The sequence below is a fragment of the Roseateles rivi genome (genome assembly GCF_043555845.1).
GTDB lineage: Bacteria > Pseudomonadota > Gammaproteobacteria > Burkholderiales > Burkholderiaceae_C > Roseateles > Roseateles rivi.
On sequence record NZ_JBIGHZ010000003.1, the window covers coordinates 19,044 to 33,073 of the forward strand.

Here is a 14,030-nt window from a genome sequence, read left to right on the forward strand (position 1 = left end):
CCTACCCCGCAGTGAGTGAGTCATTTTTGAGTTCACGCAAAGCCAAAGGCCTGCTTGGAATTAGAATGGGCTCTCTATTTTTGCAGCTTGTCCCATGAAGCCTGATCCTTTCAGCGCAGCGGAGCTCGTCCGGCCCGCCCCCTTGGCTAAAGAAGCCCCCCTGCCCTCGCGCAAGCAGATCCGAGCCTGGCTCGCCCCCGTGTCGGCGCAACGCACGGGCTTGGCCATTGCGCTACTGGTGCTGGATTGGGTCATCTTTGCTGCCCTCATCAGCGCCATCGTGCTGGTCACGCCCTGGTGGGCCAAAGCCCTGCTGGGCTGCGCCGCTGGCTTCGTGATTGGACGCCTGTTCATCATCGGACACGACGCCTGCCATCAGAGCTACACCCCCAACCGCACGCTCAACCGTTGGCTCGGCCGCATCGCCTTCCTGGCGTCGCTCACGCCTTACAGCCTCTGGGAAGTGGGCCACAACGTGGTGCACCACGGCTACACCAACCTCAAGGGCAAAGACTTCGTCTGGCAGCCCTTCTCGCTGGAAGAGTTCCGCGCCCTGCCCAAGTGGCGCCAAACCCTGGAGCGCTTCTACCGCAGCGGCTGGGGCCCGGGCCTGTACTACTTCATCGAGATGTGGTGGCTCAAGATGTTCTTCCCCAGCCGCAAACAAATGCCTTCGCGCCGCCCCATCTTCCTGGCTGACAGCCTGCTGTCGCTGGCGGCTGGCGTGGTCTGGGTGGGCGCGCTGGTCTGGGCCGCACAGGCCACCGGCCAATCTGCCTGGGCGCTGGTGGGCTGGGCCTTCGTGCTGCCCTTCGTGTTCTGGAACTTCATGATCGGCTTCGTGGTGTACGCCCACCACACGCATACCGCCGTGATCTGGCACGAAGACAAAACCGCCTGGGCCGCCGCTGACCCATTCGTCTCGACCACGGTGCACCTGCAATTCCCCATGGGCATTGGCAGCCTGGTTCACAACATCATGGAGCACACCGCCCACCATGTGGACATGAGCGTGCCCCTCTACAGCCTCAAGAAGGCTCAGTCCATTCTTGAAGAAGCCCTGCCCGGCCGCATCGTGATCCAGAACTTCTCCTGGAGCTGGTACTTCGACACCGCACGCCGCTGCAAGCTCTACGACATCGCTGCGCAACAGTGGACCGACTTCGAAGGCCGCCCCACAGGCCAAACCACCCACGGCCGCGTGGCCTGATCCGGATACAATAGCGGACTGTTTCCTGCGGGCGTCGTTCAATGGCAGGACCTGAGCTTCCCAAGCTCAAGACGTGGGTTCGATTCCCATCGCCCGCTCCACAAGAGCTGCACTAGCGGCTCGGCACAAAATTCAAAGCCTGGACTCCTCACGGATCCAGGCTTTTTTCTTGGCCGCCCCCCCGCCCCTCAATCCGCCAGGAACAATGCCTGAGCGTCGCTGAGGAAATCGAAGCCGCGGGGGGTGGTTTGCAGCCAGTCAGCACGGGCTTGCAGCAGGCCGGCCTCTTGGCCGCGTTGCAGGCCTTGGGCGATGGCGGAGATGGGCAGGCCGGTGCGTTCCATGAAGAGGCTCAGTGGTACGCCTTCGCGCAGGCGCAGCACGTTGAGCATGAACTCGAAGGGCAGTTCCTGGCGTGAGACTTCATGCTCATTCGAGACCGCTTGGCCCTGGGCGGCGTGGCTCATGTAGCTGGCGGGTTCGCGCCAGCGCACTTGGCGCAGGATGCGGTGCGCGAAGCTGAGTTTGCTGTGCGCACCTGCGCCTATGCCCAGGTAGTCGCCAAACTGCCAGTAGTTTTGGTTGTGCTGGCAGCGCTGCCCGGCGCGGGCAAAGGCGCTGACTTCGTAGCGTTCCATGCCCTGAGCCGCTGTGCGTTGCCCGATGAGGTCCAGCATGTCGCTGGCCAAGTCGGGGTCGGGCAGACCGGGCGGCGGGTTGATGGCAAAGCGCGTGTTGGGCTCCACCGTGAGGTGGTAGACGGAGAGGTGCGGCGGCTTGAAGCTCAGGGCTTCGTCCAGATCGCGCGCCAGCGCGGTCAGGTCCTGGCCCGGCAGCGCGTACATGAGGTCGATGTTGAAGTGGGTGAAGGCCGTGGCGGCCTCAGCCAGTGCGGCGCGGGCTTGCTGTGCGCTGTGCACGCGCCCGAGCTGCTTGAGCGCGGCGTCGTCAAAGCTCTGCACACCCACCGACAGGCGCGTCACGCCTGCGTCGGCAAAGCCCGCAAAGCGTTCGGTCTCAAAGGTGCCAGGGTTGGCTTCCAGGGTGATTTCACAGCCGGGCTCCAGCGGCAAGCGGGCGCGGATGTCGGAAATCAGCTGCGCAATCTGCGCGGGCGAAAACAGGCTGGGTGTGCCACCGCCAATGAAGATGGACACCACCGGGCGCCCCCACACCAGCGGCAGCGCCTGCTCCAGGTCGGCGCGCAGCGCTGCCAAGTAGCTCTGCGCTGTGCTGTCGCTGAGCGTGGCACCGTCGCGCCACTCGTGGGAGTTGAAGTCGCAGTACGGGCACTTGCGCAGGCACCAAGGCAGGTGCACGTACAAAGACAGCGGCGGCAGCGCCGCCAGCTGCAAGGTGCCCGGGCGCATGAGCTGCACCAGGCGCTCCGACGAGGAAGTGGACATGGACTGGCCCTGCGTACTCACGCCACGCCACCCAGGCCCCACACGGCGTGCAGCTGCTGTAGCAGTGTGGCCGAGGCCTGTGCGCGGTGGCTCAAACGGTTCTTGGTGTCGGCGTCCACCTCGGCCACGCTGGCGCCCAGCGCTGGCACCCACATCAGCGGGTCGTAGCCAAAGCCGCCCTCGCCTTGCGGGGCTTGCAGAATTTCACCCTCCCAGCGGCCCATGGCGATGAGCGGCTCGGGGTCGCTGGCGCTGCGCACCGCCACCAGGGCGCACACGAAACGCGCGCGGCGCTCGGTCTTGCCTTGGAGCTGCTCCAGCAGCACGCGGTTGTTTTCGGCGTCGCTCTTGGCGCGGCCAAACAGCGTGGCGTAGCGCGCCGACAAAACACCCGGCGCACCGCCCAAAGCGTCGACCGCCAGGCCGGAGTCGTCAGCCAAGGCGGGCAGACCGCTGGCCTGGGCGGCGTGGCGGGCCTTGGCCAGCGCGTTTTCGACAAAGCTCGAAAACGGCTCTTCGGCCTCGGCAATACCCAAGCTGCCTTGGGTGACGAGCGACACCCCCAAAGGCTCGAACAAGGCGCACAGCTCCTTGAGCTTTTTGGCATTGTTGGAGGCCAGCACCAGCTTCATCTCAAGCCTCCAGCGCGCGGCGCTGCGCTTGCAGCAGCTCGCGAATGCCTTGGTCGGCCAAGCTCAGCAACTCGTCCACCTGGGTGCGCGTGAAGACCACGCCTTCAGCCGTGCCTTGCAGTTCGACAAAATGCCCTGCCCCGGTCATGACGACATTCATGTCGGTGTCGCAGGCGGAGTCTTCGACGTACTCCAAATCCAGCAAAGCCACGCCGTCTTTGATGCCCACCGAAATGGCAGCCACCGCGTCTTTGAGCGGCGAAGCGGTGAGTTTGCCCTGCGCCTGCAGCCAACGCACGGCGTCACAGGCCGCCACGTAGGCGCCGGTGATGGCGGCGGTGCGGGTGCCGCCGTCGGCCTGGATGACATCGCAATCGAGCTGAATCGTGCGCTCGCCCAGCAGCTTCAAATCAAACACGGCGCGCAGCGAGCGGCCGATGAGGCGCTGAATTTCCTGCGTGCGGCCGGACTGTTTGCCGCGTGCGGCCTCACGGTCGCTGCGTGTGTGCGTGGCGCGCGGCAGCATGCCGTACTCGGCCGTCACCCAGCCCTCACCGCTGCCTTTTTTGTGCGGCGGCACGCGCTCTTCCACCGACGCGGTGCACAGCACCTTGGTGGCGCCGAATTCGATGAGCACCGAGCCCTCGGCATGGCAGGTGTAATGGCGTGTGATGCGCACCGCACGCAAAGCGTCAGCGGCACGTCCGCCTGGACGGCTGGCAGTCATGGGAATTTCCTTCAGGGCTTGAGTTCGCGGGCGCGCCGGATGGCTTCTTGAATTTCGCGCACCGCACGGTCGATTTCAGCATCGTCCAGCTGCACATCCGCAATGGCGCCGCTGGTCTGGATGGTCGAGGCAAAGTCTTGCTGCGACAAGCTTTCGGTGGAGATGGAATCGGCGGCGTCACTGTCGTCTTGCTCGCCTTCCCATTCCAGCGCCAAGGCCGTGACGTTGTCGCAGCGCACACCGCCCAAGCGCAGCGCCTGCTCGACGAGTTCGGGCACCGCATCGGCCACGGCGTGGGTGGAGAGGTAATGGGTGATCTCAACATCGTTGACCGTACCCCAGAGGCCATCTGAGCACAGCAGCAGCCGGTCACCACGCTGCAAGGCCACGGGCCCGCCGATGTCGATCATGGGCTTGCCCGGGCTGCCCAGGCAGGTGAAGAGCACGTTGCGGTTCACGTGCTCGGGCAGCGCGTCTGCGCGGCCCAGGGCTTCTTGCAGTTCCAAGTAGCTGTGGTCGCGCGTGCGCGTCAGCAAGGCGCCATTGCGAACCAGGTACAGACGCGAATCACCGCAGTGCGCCCACCACACCTGGCCTTGCTGCACCACAGCGGCCACCACGGTGGTGCGTGGGGTGTCAGAGAGTTCATGGTCCTGGGCGTAGCGCTGCAGGCGCCGGTGCGCCGTCAAAATGCCTTCTTCCAGGAAGCGCACGGGCGTGCGCAGCGTGGACTGGGCATCGCGCTGGAACAAGCTGGCCAGAGACTCCAGCGCCAGGTGCGCCGCCACCTCGCCCTGCGGGTGACCGCCCATGCCGTCGGCCAGGGCAAAAAGACCGGCATCGCGGGTGTAGCAATACCCCATGCGGTCTTCGTTCTTTTCACGTCCACCGCGGCGACTGACCTGATACACCGCAAACCTCACGCCTTGGCTCCCTGCTTGAGGTTTTCGAGCTGAAGCTTGAGGCGCTCACTGAAGCTGAGCTTGGTGTAGCGGCGCTCGGTTTCCCGCGCCAACTCTTTTTGTAGCGAAAACACGCTCTGCGGCCGACTCAACGGGTCCAGCGACATGCACCACTCGGTGACCTCGATGAGGTTGTCGGAGTAGATATTGCGCAGACGCGAGAGGCTCAAGCCCAGGCGGTCTTTGTCCTGGCGCTGCGGTGCGTCGTTGGGCGGATAGCCCTGCATGCAGGCGTAGATGCAGGCACCAATGGCATAGATGTCGGTCCACGGCCCCAGCGCACCGTCGCGGCGGTACATCTCCGGCGCCGCAAAGCCCGGCGTGTACATGGGGCGGATGAAGTTGCCTTCTTTGGACAGCACTTCGCGCGCCGCGCCAAAGTCCAGCAGCACGGCCTTGTTGTCGTTGGTGATGAAGACGTTGGCCGGCTTGATGTCCAAATGCAGCATCTTGTGCTGATGAACAATGCGCAGACCTTTAAGAATTTCGTCAAACAAGGAGCGTATCGTCGACTCCCTGAATACCTTTTCGCGCTTGAGATCCCGGGCCGTGACAATGAAATCCTGCAAGGTATCGCCCTGCAAATAATTCATGACCATGTAGACAGTTTCGTTTTCGCGCAAAAAATTCAGCACTGAAACGACACTGGGGTGGGAAATCTGCGCCAGCGAGCGGCCTTCTTCGAAAAAGCTGCGCAAGCCGAGCCGGTACAGCGGCTGTTTGTCAGGCTTGACGCGGGGCGTGAGCTCGCCAGGCGAGCGCTCTGCCAAGGACGCGGGCAGGTATTCCTTGAGTGCAACCAGGTGACGATCGGCGTCTTCTGCCAAATACACCACACCGAAACCACCGGCCGCCAGCTTTTTGACGATTTGATAGCCACCCACCACGGTTCCTGCGGGCAGTGGCGCCGGTTTCGGCTTTGTCATAATCGGGGTTTGATTTCTCTGCCTATAGCTCATGCCAGTTTACAGCATGACGGGTTACGCAAGCGCTAGCGCGCAACCCGACACACGCCAACTTGATAACGATGGCAGCAGCCTCGTGGGCGTTGAGATTCGGTCTGTCAACAGCCGCTTTCTCGACCTTGTGTTTCGACTCCCTGACGAGCTGCGCGCGCTGGAGCCGGCCTTGCGTGAGCTCTGCCAAAAAGAGCTGCGCCGGGGCAAAGTGGAGGTGCGCATCACACTGACACGCCAGGAGCAACAGGCTTGGCCCCAACCCCGGCCGGAGCAGCTGAATCAGCTCGCGCGGCTGCAAGAACAGGTGCGCGGCTGGCTCAGCGACGCCCCTGTCTTGAGTGTCAACGAAGTACTGCATTGGTGCCGGGGTGGCGCCTCGGCGGCAGCGCCTGACGACGCAGCCGTGATCAGCACCGTCAAGCAATGCCTGAGCGCGCTCAATGAGGCCCGGGCGCGTGAAGGCACTCAGCTCACACAAATGCTGCTGCAGCGCCTGAGCACCTTGCGCGATCTGGCCCTGCAGGCCGAGCCCCTCATCCCCGCAGCAGTTCAGCGCCACCGCGAGCGCTTTACCGAGCGCTGGCGCGACGCCCTGCAAAGCGCGGGCTCACACGACATCAGCGAGAGCGCCCTGCAAGACCGCGCTCTGAACGAGGCCGCCGCTTATGCGCTGCGCATCGACGTGGCCGAAGAGCTCAGCCGTCTGCGCTCGCACTTGGGCGAGATTGAGCGCTTGCTGAGTAAAGGCGGCGAACTCGGCAAACGGCTCGACTTCCTGATTCAGGAGTTGCACCGCGAAGCCAACACCCTGGGCTCCAAGTCGGTGGCCCTTGAATTGACGTCGATCTCGGTCGATATGAAGGTCGCCATCGAGCAGATGCGCGAACAGGTGCAAAACCTGGAATAAAGGCAGTCCCCACCATGGAATACCCCGGCAATCTCTTCGTCGTCGCCGCACCCAGCGGCGCTGGCAAATCCAGCCTCGTCAAAGCGCTGCTGGAGCTCGACGCCAAGCTCAGCGTCTCCATCTCCCACACCTCGCGCGCGCCGCGCGGCCAAGAGCAACACGGGCGCGAGTACTGGTTCATCTCCCCCGACGAATTCCGCGCCAAAGTGCAGCGCGGCGAATTCTTCGAGTGGGCCGAAGTGCACGGCAACCTCTATGGCACCTCTCGTGGCGCCATCGAAGCGCGCATGATCCAGGGCGAGGACGTGGTGCTAGAAATCGACTACCAAGGCGCGCTCCAGATCAAAGACATCTTTCCCTACGCGGTGCTGATCTTCATCCTGCCGCCGAGCTGGGATGAGCTGCAGCAGCGCCTGATCCGCCGTGGCGACACGCAAACCGAGGTGATTGCCCAGCGCATGCACAATGCCCGGCACGAGGTGGCGCAGGCTCAGCACTTTGATTTCGTGGTCATCAACGCCCTGTTTGAGACCGCGCTCTTTGACCTCAAATCCATCGTGCATGCACAGCGGCTAAAATACGCCTCTCAGCGCCGCAACCGCTCCAACGTGTTTCGCGCGCTGGACCTCATTGAAGACTGACACAGACTGGACAATCGCATGGCCCGCATCACCGTCGAAGACTGCATGACCAAGATCCCCAACCGCTTCCAGCTGGTGCTTGCGGCCACCTACCGCGCACGCATGCTCAGCCAAGGGCATTCGCCGCGCCTGGAGTCCAAGAACAAGCCTGGCGTGACCGCCCTGCGCGAAGTCGCTGCTGGCGAAGTGGGTCTGGAAATGCTGCGCCGCATTCCCATCTGATCGGCTGCACACCGTCACAATTCAAAAGCACCCTGCGGGGTGCTTTTGTCATTGGGGCGCCCCACAACGCGCCTGTCACGCAACCACCGCTTTACATGGCAATTGGAAACCCACACATGCGCTAAATTCGGCGTATGGGATTGCGTTCATTTGCTGCTTCACACCTGCCTGCGTTCGCCCAGCTGAACACAGGCAAAGCGCATGTCGCCAAGGGCGACGTGACCTCTTTCGACGCCCTGCTGGGGCGACTCGACTACCTCTCCAAGTCCGACTTGAAGCGGGTGCGCGAGGCCTACCGCTTCGCGGACGAGGCGCATTTGGGGCAATTCCGCACCAGCGGTGAGCCCTACATCACCCACCCCATCGCAGTCGCGGGCATTTGTGCGGAATGGCGGCTGGACGCCCAGGCCATCATGGCCGCCCTCATGCACGACGCCATGGAGGACTGCGGCATCACCAAAGCCGAGCTGATCGAACGCTTTGAATCCCCCACTGCAGAGCTGGTGGACGGCCTGACCAAGCTGGACAAGCTGCAGTTCTCCACGCGTGAGGAATCGCAGGCCGAGAGCTTTCGCAAAATGCTGCTGGCCATGGCGCGGGACGTGCGCGTCATCCTGATCAAGCTGGCCGACCGTCTGCACAATATGCGCACCATGGAGGCCATGGCCCCCCAGCGCAGCCGCCGCATTGCCAAGGAAACCCTGGACATCTACGCCCCCATCGCCCACCGGCTGGGGCTCAACGAGATTTACCGCGAGCTGCAAGAGCAGTCCTTCCGCTACATCCACCCCTGGCGCCATGCCGCGCTGACCAAAGCCGTTGCCAAAGCACGCGGGCATCGCCGCGATTTGGTGGCGCGCGTGGAGCGGGAAGTCATCAAGGCCTTTGGCGACGCAGGCTTGAAGGCCGACATCCACGGGCGCGAAAAAACACTGTTCTCTATCTACAAAAAGATGCGCGAAAAGCACCTGAGCTTTGCCCAGGTCAGCGACATCTTTGGCTTTCGCGTTGTGGTCCACGAGCTGCCGCAGTGCTATTTGTCGCTGGGCATCTTGCACCAGCTCTACAAACCGCAGCCGGGCCGCTTCAAAGACTACATCGCTATCCCCAAGCCCAACGGCTACCAGTCGCTGCACACCACCTTGGTCAGCCCACTGGGCTCGCCCATCGAGTTCCAGATGCGCACCACCACCATGCATCTGGTGGCCGAAAAAGGCGTGGCCGCGCACTGGCTCTACAAGAGCAAGGGGGACGGCTCCGACCAGCAACTGAACTCGCGCTGGCTGCAGTCGCTGCTCGACATTCAAGACGAAACCCGTGACGCCACGGAGTTTTTGGAGCACGTCAAGATCGACCTCTTCCCAGACGCTGTGTACGTCTTCACGCCCAAATCGAAGATCATGGCCTTGCCCAAGGGGGCCACGCCGGTGGACTTTGCCTACGCCATCCACTCCGACGTGGGCGACCATTGCGTAGCCGCGCAGGTCAATGGCGAACCCACGCCGCTGCGCACCACGCTGCGAAGCGGCGATGTGGTGGAAGTCATCACAGCCCCCGGCGCCACACCCAATCCGGCTTGGCTCTCGTTTGTACGCACGGGCCGTGCGCGCTCCAAAATTCGCCACTTCCTGAAGAACCTCGAACAGGAAGAGTCGCGCGAGCTGGGGCAAAAAATGCTGGCCCAGGCGCTACGCGCCGAAGGCCTGCCCATGCCGGAACTCGACAGCAGCGACAGCGCCGTGAGCGCCTTGTGGCAGGAGCTCGCTCGCTGGGCCGACAACCGCAACATCAATGAGCTGCTGACCGAGGTTGGCCTGGGCCGGAAGATCGCCTCCATCGTGGCCAAAAAGCTCGCACGCATGCTCTCTGAGCAAGGGCAGCGGCCTGACGCCGTGCTGCTGAGCATGGGGCGCTACAGCGCCGACAACGTGCCCGCACAAGGCCAGGTGCTGCTGGACGGTAGCGAAGCCGCCTCCGTGCAGCTGGCCAGCTGCTGTCGACCCATCCCGGGCGACGACATCCGTGGATATTTGGGGCGCGGCGAAGGCCTGGTGGTGCACACGGGCGACTGCAGCGTGGGCCGCCGCCTCTTCCAGCGCGACAGCGAACATTGGCTAGCCGTGGCCTGGGCCGAGGAAATGAGCCGTGGCTTTGAGGCCTCCATCGGCCTGCTGCTGAAAAACGGCAAGGGTGTATTGGCCCAGGTGGCCAGCGCCGTCAGCAGTGCCGAGGCCGACATCACCCACATCACCATGGGCGACGAGGCCCCTTCCAAAGAAACCGCCGAGATGCAATTGCTGGTGGACGTGCGTGACCGCCTGCACCTGGCCGATGTGCTGCGCACACTCAAGCGCACGCCCACTGTGCTGCGCGCCTGGCGCACCAAGGGCTGAAGCAGGCAAGAAAAAAGCAACCTCTGCGGGTTGCTTCGTTCTTGCTGGCGCCAAGGCGCCATATTTTTTTGGTGGGCGGTGCAGGGTTCGAACCTGCGACCCCTGCCGTGTGAAGGCAGTGCTCTACCACTGAGCTAACCGCCCGAACTTGCTGCAGCTCTTTGTCAGAACAGCAACCATGTTCGATGGTATGGGTCGACCCTGGAAGACAGGTGTTTGGTGGGCGGTGCAGGGTTCGAACCTGCGACCCCTGCCGTGTGAAGGCAGTGCTCTACCACTGAGCTAACCGCCCTGCTCTTCCAAGAGTCTCCCGTTGGCTTGCATTTTTGCTCACCCCGGGAAAGACGTAGATTATGCCATGTTTTTGGCGCCTCGAGCAAGATTCAGGCGCTTTGCCAGATTTTCTTTCCACCGCAGGCCTTGTCCAGGTCGGCCAGTGCCAATTCGTGTTGCGCCAACTCCTGCTCGCTGGCGGTGAGCACTGGCAAATCGAACTGGCTCAAGTCCAGCGCCTCCAGGGCGCCCAAGTCCTGCTGTTGCTTGTTGGTGTTGGATGAGTCTTCGTCGATGACCAGCGAGTCCTGCCCGCGTGTGAGCCGGATATAGACCTCGGCCAGCAGCTCCGCATCTTTGACGGCACCGTGAAGTTCGCGGTTGCTGTTGTCCACCTCCAGGCGGCGGCACAGCGCATCGAGCGAGTTGGCCTTGCCGGGGAACATATCGCGCGCCATCAGCAGCGTGTCACGCACGCCCGAAACCACGGTGTGCAGGGGCTGGCGGCCCGCGCGTTTGAGCTCGGCGTTGACAAAGCCCACGTCAAACGCGGCGTTGTGAATCACGAGCTCGGCGTCTTGCAAAAATTCCAGCAGCTCGTCGACGACTTCGGCGAACTTGGGCTTGTCGGAGAGGAACTCCGCGCTCAGCCCGTGGACTCGAAACGCCTCTTCGGGCATGTCGCGTTCGGGGTTGAGGTAGAAGTGCAGATGGCGCCCCGTGAGTTGGCGGTTGACCATCTCGACGCAGCCAATGTCCACCACGCGGTCGCCGGACTCCGGGTTCAGGCCCGTGGTTTCAGTATCGAAAAATATTTGACGCATAAATCTCTAACAAAGGAGCGCTGGCACCGCGCTCAATCGGCACGGCGGCGGTAGACCCACACCAGCAGCGCCGCGCCCACCACCACCATGGGCACGCTCAGCCACTGGCCCTGGCTCCAGCCCAGCGCGCGCAGGCCCAGGAAGTTGTCGGGCTCGCGGAAGTATTCAGCCCCAAAGCGCAGCACCCCATAGCCCAGCAGGAACATGGCAGACACGGCCCCTGCAGGGCGGGGCTTGCGGGCAAACAGCCACATCAGAATGAACAGCAGCAGCCCCTCACCCAGGGCTTGATACAGCGGCGAGGGGTGGCGCAGCAAATCGGTGCCGGACTGCGGAAACACCATGGCCCAGGGCAGGCTGGCCGAGGCCTCACGCCCCCACAGCTCGCCGTTGATGAAGTTACCCAGGCGCACCGCAACAATGCCCGTGGGCACGCAAGGCGCGACCAAGTCCGTCACGGTGAAATAGCTCCAGCCCTTTTTCCGCGCAAACAGGGCCAGGGCCACCAGCACCCCCAAGAAGCCCCCGTGAAAGGACATACCGCCCTTCCAGACATAAAGCACTTCAAGCAAGTGTTCGCTGTAGTACTCGGGCTTGTAGAAGAGGCAGTAGCCCAGTCGCCCACCCACCACCACGCCCAGCACGCCGTAGAACAGCAAATCGTCAATGTCCGCGCGCACCCAGCCATGGCGAGCATGCCAGGGCTGGCGGATTTGGCGGCCCGCCAACCACATGAAGAACCCGAAGGCCGCCATATAGGTGAGCCCGTACCAGTGGATGGCCAGCGGGCCCAGCTGCAGCGCCACGGGGTCGAATTGGGGGTGAATCAGCATGCGTGAAACGGGGCGATGCCCAGCAAGAAGCAAGGGCGGCATCATAGACGGCAGGGCTTGAGCTGCACGCGGCTCAAGCCCCAGCTCAGCGTGGCAGTGCAGCGAGTTGTTTGCGGGCCTCCTCCGCATGGCGAGCACTGGCGCGACGGTCTTTGAGATAGCGCTCGTAGGCCGCGCGGGCTTGGCCGGTGTCGCCCAGGGCTGCCCAGCATTCCCCCGCACGCACGTCCAAGGCCAAGAGCTCGGCACCGTCCATCTGGCGCGCTTTGTCCAACCACTGCAGAGCTTGGCGGGGCTGGCCCTGCGCCAACAGCACCCGCGCCAAGCCATAGGCTCCCACAGCTTGCCTCGGATGCTCTTGCAGCAGCAGCTCATACCAGGCGCGGGCGCGGTCGAGCTGGCCGTCGAACATCCAATCCCGCCCCAGATCGGCCCACTGCAAACGCAGCTCAAACAGCAGGCCGGCCTGGCGCGTTGCACGCACGGCGCGCAGCTCGCGCTCAACGGCGTCGCGGTCCTTGCGGGCGTCGGCCTCGCGGGCACGCATGAGGTGCAGCACCTCGGCGTCGCGCACGCCCTGCTGCAGGGTGCGCGCTTTGTCGACTCCACCGCCCAGCATGGCCGGCATGGCCAGCCACAGCTGCTGCAAGGCGCTGCGCGCCTCATGCAGCTGCGGGTCCAGCTCCAGCGCGCGCTGCAACAGGCCTTGCACGCGCCCGACCTGCGCCATCAGCTTCCACTTGCTGCCGACCCGAGCTTGGGCGCTGAGTCCCAGTGCCAACGCATAGTGACAGCGCGCCAGGCCAGGCTGGCGGGCCACGCAGCGCTCCAGTGCAGCCACAGCGCTGGCGAGCTGGCGGCCATCCGCCAAATCCAATGAGCTCAAAGTCAGTGCCAGCCAGCCCTCCACGTCCTCGGGCTGCGCTTGCAGGCGCTGTTGCGCCGCCTGCTCGAGTTGGTTGAGCGCGCCAGCATCCAGCCAGCGCTGCCAGGCGGCTTCGCGCTCACCGGTGAAGACCGCTGCGTGCGCGCTCGCACCCCAGCAGCACAGCCAGAGCGCCAGAGCGTATCGACGCAGTCGGTAGGTGGGGGCAGCGCTGAGGTTGGGCGGCATGAGGGAATGGCTCCGAATGGCAAGGGGACTAGGCACGCAAGGGCTCTTGCACCAAGCGGACAAATTGTTCCACGACGGGCGCTGCAGGTTCGGCCCAGACCAAGCTGGTTTCGCATTGCGGCGCATCCTCGGCACCGTGCCAGTAACGCACCCCGGGGCGCTGCAGTGCGCAAACGCTGCGCGGCACCCAGGCCACACCCATGCCGGCTGAGACCAGGTTGACGATGGTCTGCATCTGTATGGCCTCTTGCGCAATGACAGGTGTGGCGCCATGCGCCCGGTAGTAGCTCAGCACGCTGTCGTAGAGCGATGGGGCAATCTGGCGCGGGTAAATCAACAGGGGCTGGCGCAGCACGGTCTGTAGCTGCGGGCGCGGCCCCAAGGCCCCCTGCTGCGCGCAAGCCAACACCATGGGCTCGCAGCCCAGGGGCAGGCGCGCCAGACCCGCGGGTGCAGCGCCAGGGGCGTGCAAGGCAAAACCGGCGTCCAGTTCGCCACGCTCGAAGGCGCGCGCCTGCACGTCCCAGGTGGCCTCCTGCAGCTGCAGTGCCACTTCAGGGTATTGCTCGCGGTAAGCACGCAGCCACTGCGGCAGGCTGCCATAGCCCACGGTGGACACAAAGCCCAGCCTCAGCGTCCCAAGCCGCCCCTGGGCAGCCGCTTGCACCTGTTGAGGCAGCTGCTCGGCCTGCTGCAGCACGCGCTGGCCGTACTCCAGCAAGGCGCGCCCCGCGGCGGTGAGGCGCAAATCGCGCGGTTGGCGCTCAAACAGCACCAGATCCAGCTGCGCTTCGAGCTTTTGCATGGCCATGGTCAAGGGCGGCTGCGTCATGTGCAGACGCTGGGCCGCCCGCCCGAAGTGAAGCTCCTGTGCCAACACCAGGAACTGGCGCAAGACGCGCAGCTCAATCATTCATGCCTCATATC

General features: G+C 64.0%; 14 protein-coding genes and 3 tRNA genes. 6 read left to right on the plus strand and 11 right to left on the minus strand.

The genetic code is table 11. The features are described from left to right. Positions 1 to 94: 94 nt before the first annotated feature. Positions 95 to 1,210, plus strand: coding sequence for a fatty acid desaturase (locus tag ACG0Z6_RS07400; RefSeq protein WP_394460023.1), 1,116 nt, complete (start codon positions 95 to 97; stop codon positions 1,208 to 1,210). Between the two features lie 27 nt (positions 1,211 to 1,237). Next, a tRNA-Gly gene (locus tag ACG0Z6_RS07405) sits at positions 1,238 to 1,311 on the plus strand. Positions 1,312 to 1,398: 87 nt separating this feature from the next. Here ACG0Z6_RS07405 and hemW read toward each other — a convergent pair. The 5 genes from hemW to ACG0Z6_RS07430 are packed head-to-tail and all read right to left on the minus strand — an operon-like array spanning position 1,399 to position 5,863. Then, the gene (gene hemW / locus ACG0Z6_RS07410; protein ID WP_394460025.1) at positions 1,399 to 2,616 is read right to left on the minus strand and encodes a radical SAM family heme chaperone HemW; all 1,218 of its coding nucleotides are present in this window, start codon (positions 2,614 to 2,616) and stop codon (positions 1,399 to 1,401) included. A 17-nt stretch (positions 2,617 to 2,633) separates the two neighbouring features. After that, a complete protein-coding gene (gene rdgB / locus ACG0Z6_RS07415) occupies positions 2,634 to 3,248 on the minus strand; it encodes an RdgB/HAM1 family non-canonical purine NTP pyrophosphatase (protein ID WP_394460027.1) in 615 nt (204 codons plus the stop codon). Position 3,249: 1 nt separating this feature from the next. Continuing rightward, positions 3,250 to 3,975, minus strand: a complete 726-nt coding sequence (gene rph, locus ACG0Z6_RS07420; protein WP_394460029.1) for a ribonuclease PH — start codon at positions 3,973 to 3,975, stop codon at positions 3,250 to 3,252. Between the two features lie 11 nt (positions 3,976 to 3,986). Further along, a complete protein-coding gene (locus tag ACG0Z6_RS07425; protein ID WP_394460031.1) occupies positions 3,987 to 4,898 on the minus strand; it encodes a PP2C family protein-serine/threonine phosphatase in 912 nt (303 codons plus the stop codon). Continuing rightward, entirely contained in the window at positions 4,895 to 5,863 is a 969-nt protein-coding gene (locus ACG0Z6_RS07430) for a serine/threonine protein kinase (RefSeq protein WP_394460033.1), read from the minus strand. Before ACG0Z6_RS07430 ends, ACG0Z6_RS07425 begins: the two co-directional genes overlap by 4 nt. 46 nt (positions 5,864 to 5,909) lie before the next feature. On the opposite strand from ACG0Z6_RS07430, the gene ACG0Z6_RS07435 reads away from it, so the two are divergent. From ACG0Z6_RS07435 to ACG0Z6_RS07450, 4 genes are all read left to right on the plus strand, one after another. Next, positions 5,910 to 6,803: a YicC/YloC family endoribonuclease gene (locus tag ACG0Z6_RS07435; protein WP_394460035.1), complete on the plus strand. Its 894-nt coding sequence runs from the start codon at positions 5,910 to 5,912 to the stop codon at positions 6,801 to 6,803. Between the two features lie 14 nt (positions 6,804 to 6,817). Further along, positions 6,818 to 7,444 (plus strand): guanylate kinase, encoded by a 627-nt coding sequence (gmk, locus tag ACG0Z6_RS07440; RefSeq protein WP_394460036.1) that lies wholly within the window; start codon positions 6,818 to 6,820, stop codon positions 7,442 to 7,444. 18 nt (positions 7,445 to 7,462) lie between these two features. After that, positions 7,463 to 7,666: a DNA-directed RNA polymerase subunit omega gene (gene rpoZ / locus ACG0Z6_RS07445; protein ID WP_394460038.1), complete on the plus strand. Its 204-nt coding sequence runs from the start codon at positions 7,463 to 7,465 to the stop codon at positions 7,664 to 7,666. Between the two features lie 134 nt (positions 7,667 to 7,800). Then, the gene (locus tag ACG0Z6_RS07450) at positions 7,801 to 10,059 is read left to right on the plus strand and encodes a RelA/SpoT family protein (RefSeq protein WP_394460040.1); all 2,259 of its coding nucleotides are present in this window, start codon (positions 7,801 to 7,803) and stop codon (positions 10,057 to 10,059) included. A gap of 69 nt (positions 10,060 to 10,128) precedes the next feature. Here ACG0Z6_RS07450 and ACG0Z6_RS07455 read toward each other — a convergent pair. The 6 genes from ACG0Z6_RS07455 to ACG0Z6_RS07480 form a co-directional block, all read right to left on the minus strand. Then, positions 10,129 to 10,203 (minus strand) — tRNA-Val (locus ACG0Z6_RS07455). A 73-nt stretch (positions 10,204 to 10,276) separates the two neighbouring features. Next, positions 10,277 to 10,351 (minus strand) — tRNA-Val (locus ACG0Z6_RS07460). Positions 10,352 to 10,442: 91 nt separating this feature from the next. Further along, entirely contained in the window at positions 10,443 to 11,156 is a 714-nt protein-coding gene (dnaQ, locus tag ACG0Z6_RS07465; protein WP_394460041.1) for a DNA polymerase III subunit epsilon, read from the minus strand. A gap of 32 nt (positions 11,157 to 11,188) precedes the next feature. After that, positions 11,189 to 11,989 (minus strand): prolipoprotein diacylglyceryl transferase, encoded by an 801-nt coding sequence (lgt, locus tag ACG0Z6_RS07470; protein WP_394460042.1) that lies wholly within the window; start codon positions 11,987 to 11,989, stop codon positions 11,189 to 11,191. A gap of 85 nt (positions 11,990 to 12,074) precedes the next feature. After that, entirely contained in the window at positions 12,075 to 13,103 is a 1,029-nt protein-coding gene (locus ACG0Z6_RS07475; protein WP_394460043.1) for a tetratricopeptide repeat protein, read from the minus strand. A 28-nt stretch (positions 13,104 to 13,131) separates the two neighbouring features. Then, positions 13,132 to 14,016, minus strand: coding sequence for a LysR substrate-binding domain-containing protein (locus ACG0Z6_RS07480; RefSeq protein ID WP_394460045.1), 885 nt, complete (start codon positions 14,014 to 14,016; stop codon positions 13,132 to 13,134). Between the last annotated feature and the right edge of the window lie 14 nt (positions 14,017 to 14,030).

Coding starts and splice junctions, on each gene's coding strand:
- ACG0Z6_RS07400 (WP_394460023.1), top strand. CDS start 95: ATGAAGCCTGATCCTTTCAGCGCAGCGGAGCTCGTCCGGCCCGCCCCC.
- hemW (WP_394460025.1), bottom strand. CDS start 2,616: ATGTCCACTTCCTCGTCGGAGCGCCTGGTGCAGCTCATGCGCCCGGGC.
- rdgB (WP_394460027.1), bottom strand. CDS start 3,248: ATGAAGCTGGTGCTGGCCTCCAACAATGCCAAAAAGCTCAAGGAGCTG.
- rph (WP_394460029.1), bottom strand. CDS start 3,975: ATGACTGCCAGCCGTCCAGGCGGACGTGCCGCTGACGCTTTGCGTGCG.
- ACG0Z6_RS07430 (WP_394460033.1), bottom strand. CDS start 5,863: ATGACAAAGCCGAAACCGGCGCCACTGCCCGCAGGAACCGTGGTGGGT.
- ACG0Z6_RS07435 (WP_394460035.1), top strand. CDS start 5,910: ATGACGGGTTACGCAAGCGCTAGCGCGCAACCCGACACACGCCAACTT.
- gmk (WP_394460036.1), top strand. CDS start 6,818: ATGGAATACCCCGGCAATCTCTTCGTCGTCGCCGCACCCAGCGGCGCT.
- rpoZ (WP_394460038.1), top strand. CDS start 7,463: ATGGCCCGCATCACCGTCGAAGACTGCATGACCAAGATCCCCAACCGC.
- ACG0Z6_RS07450 (WP_394460040.1), top strand. CDS start 7,801: ATGGGATTGCGTTCATTTGCTGCTTCACACCTGCCTGCGTTCGCCCAG.
- dnaQ (WP_394460041.1), bottom strand. CDS start 11,156: ATGCGTCAAATATTTTTCGATACTGAAACCACGGGCCTGAACCCGGAG.
- lgt (WP_394460042.1), bottom strand. CDS start 11,989: ATGCTGATTCACCCCCAATTCGACCCCGTGGCGCTGCAGCTGGGCCCG.
- ACG0Z6_RS07475 (WP_394460043.1), bottom strand. CDS start 13,103: ATGCCGCCCAACCTCAGCGCTGCCCCCACCTACCGACTGCGTCGATAC.
- ACG0Z6_RS07480 (WP_394460045.1), bottom strand. CDS start 14,016: ATGATTGAGCTGCGCGTCTTGCGCCAGTTCCTGGTGTTGGCACAGGAG.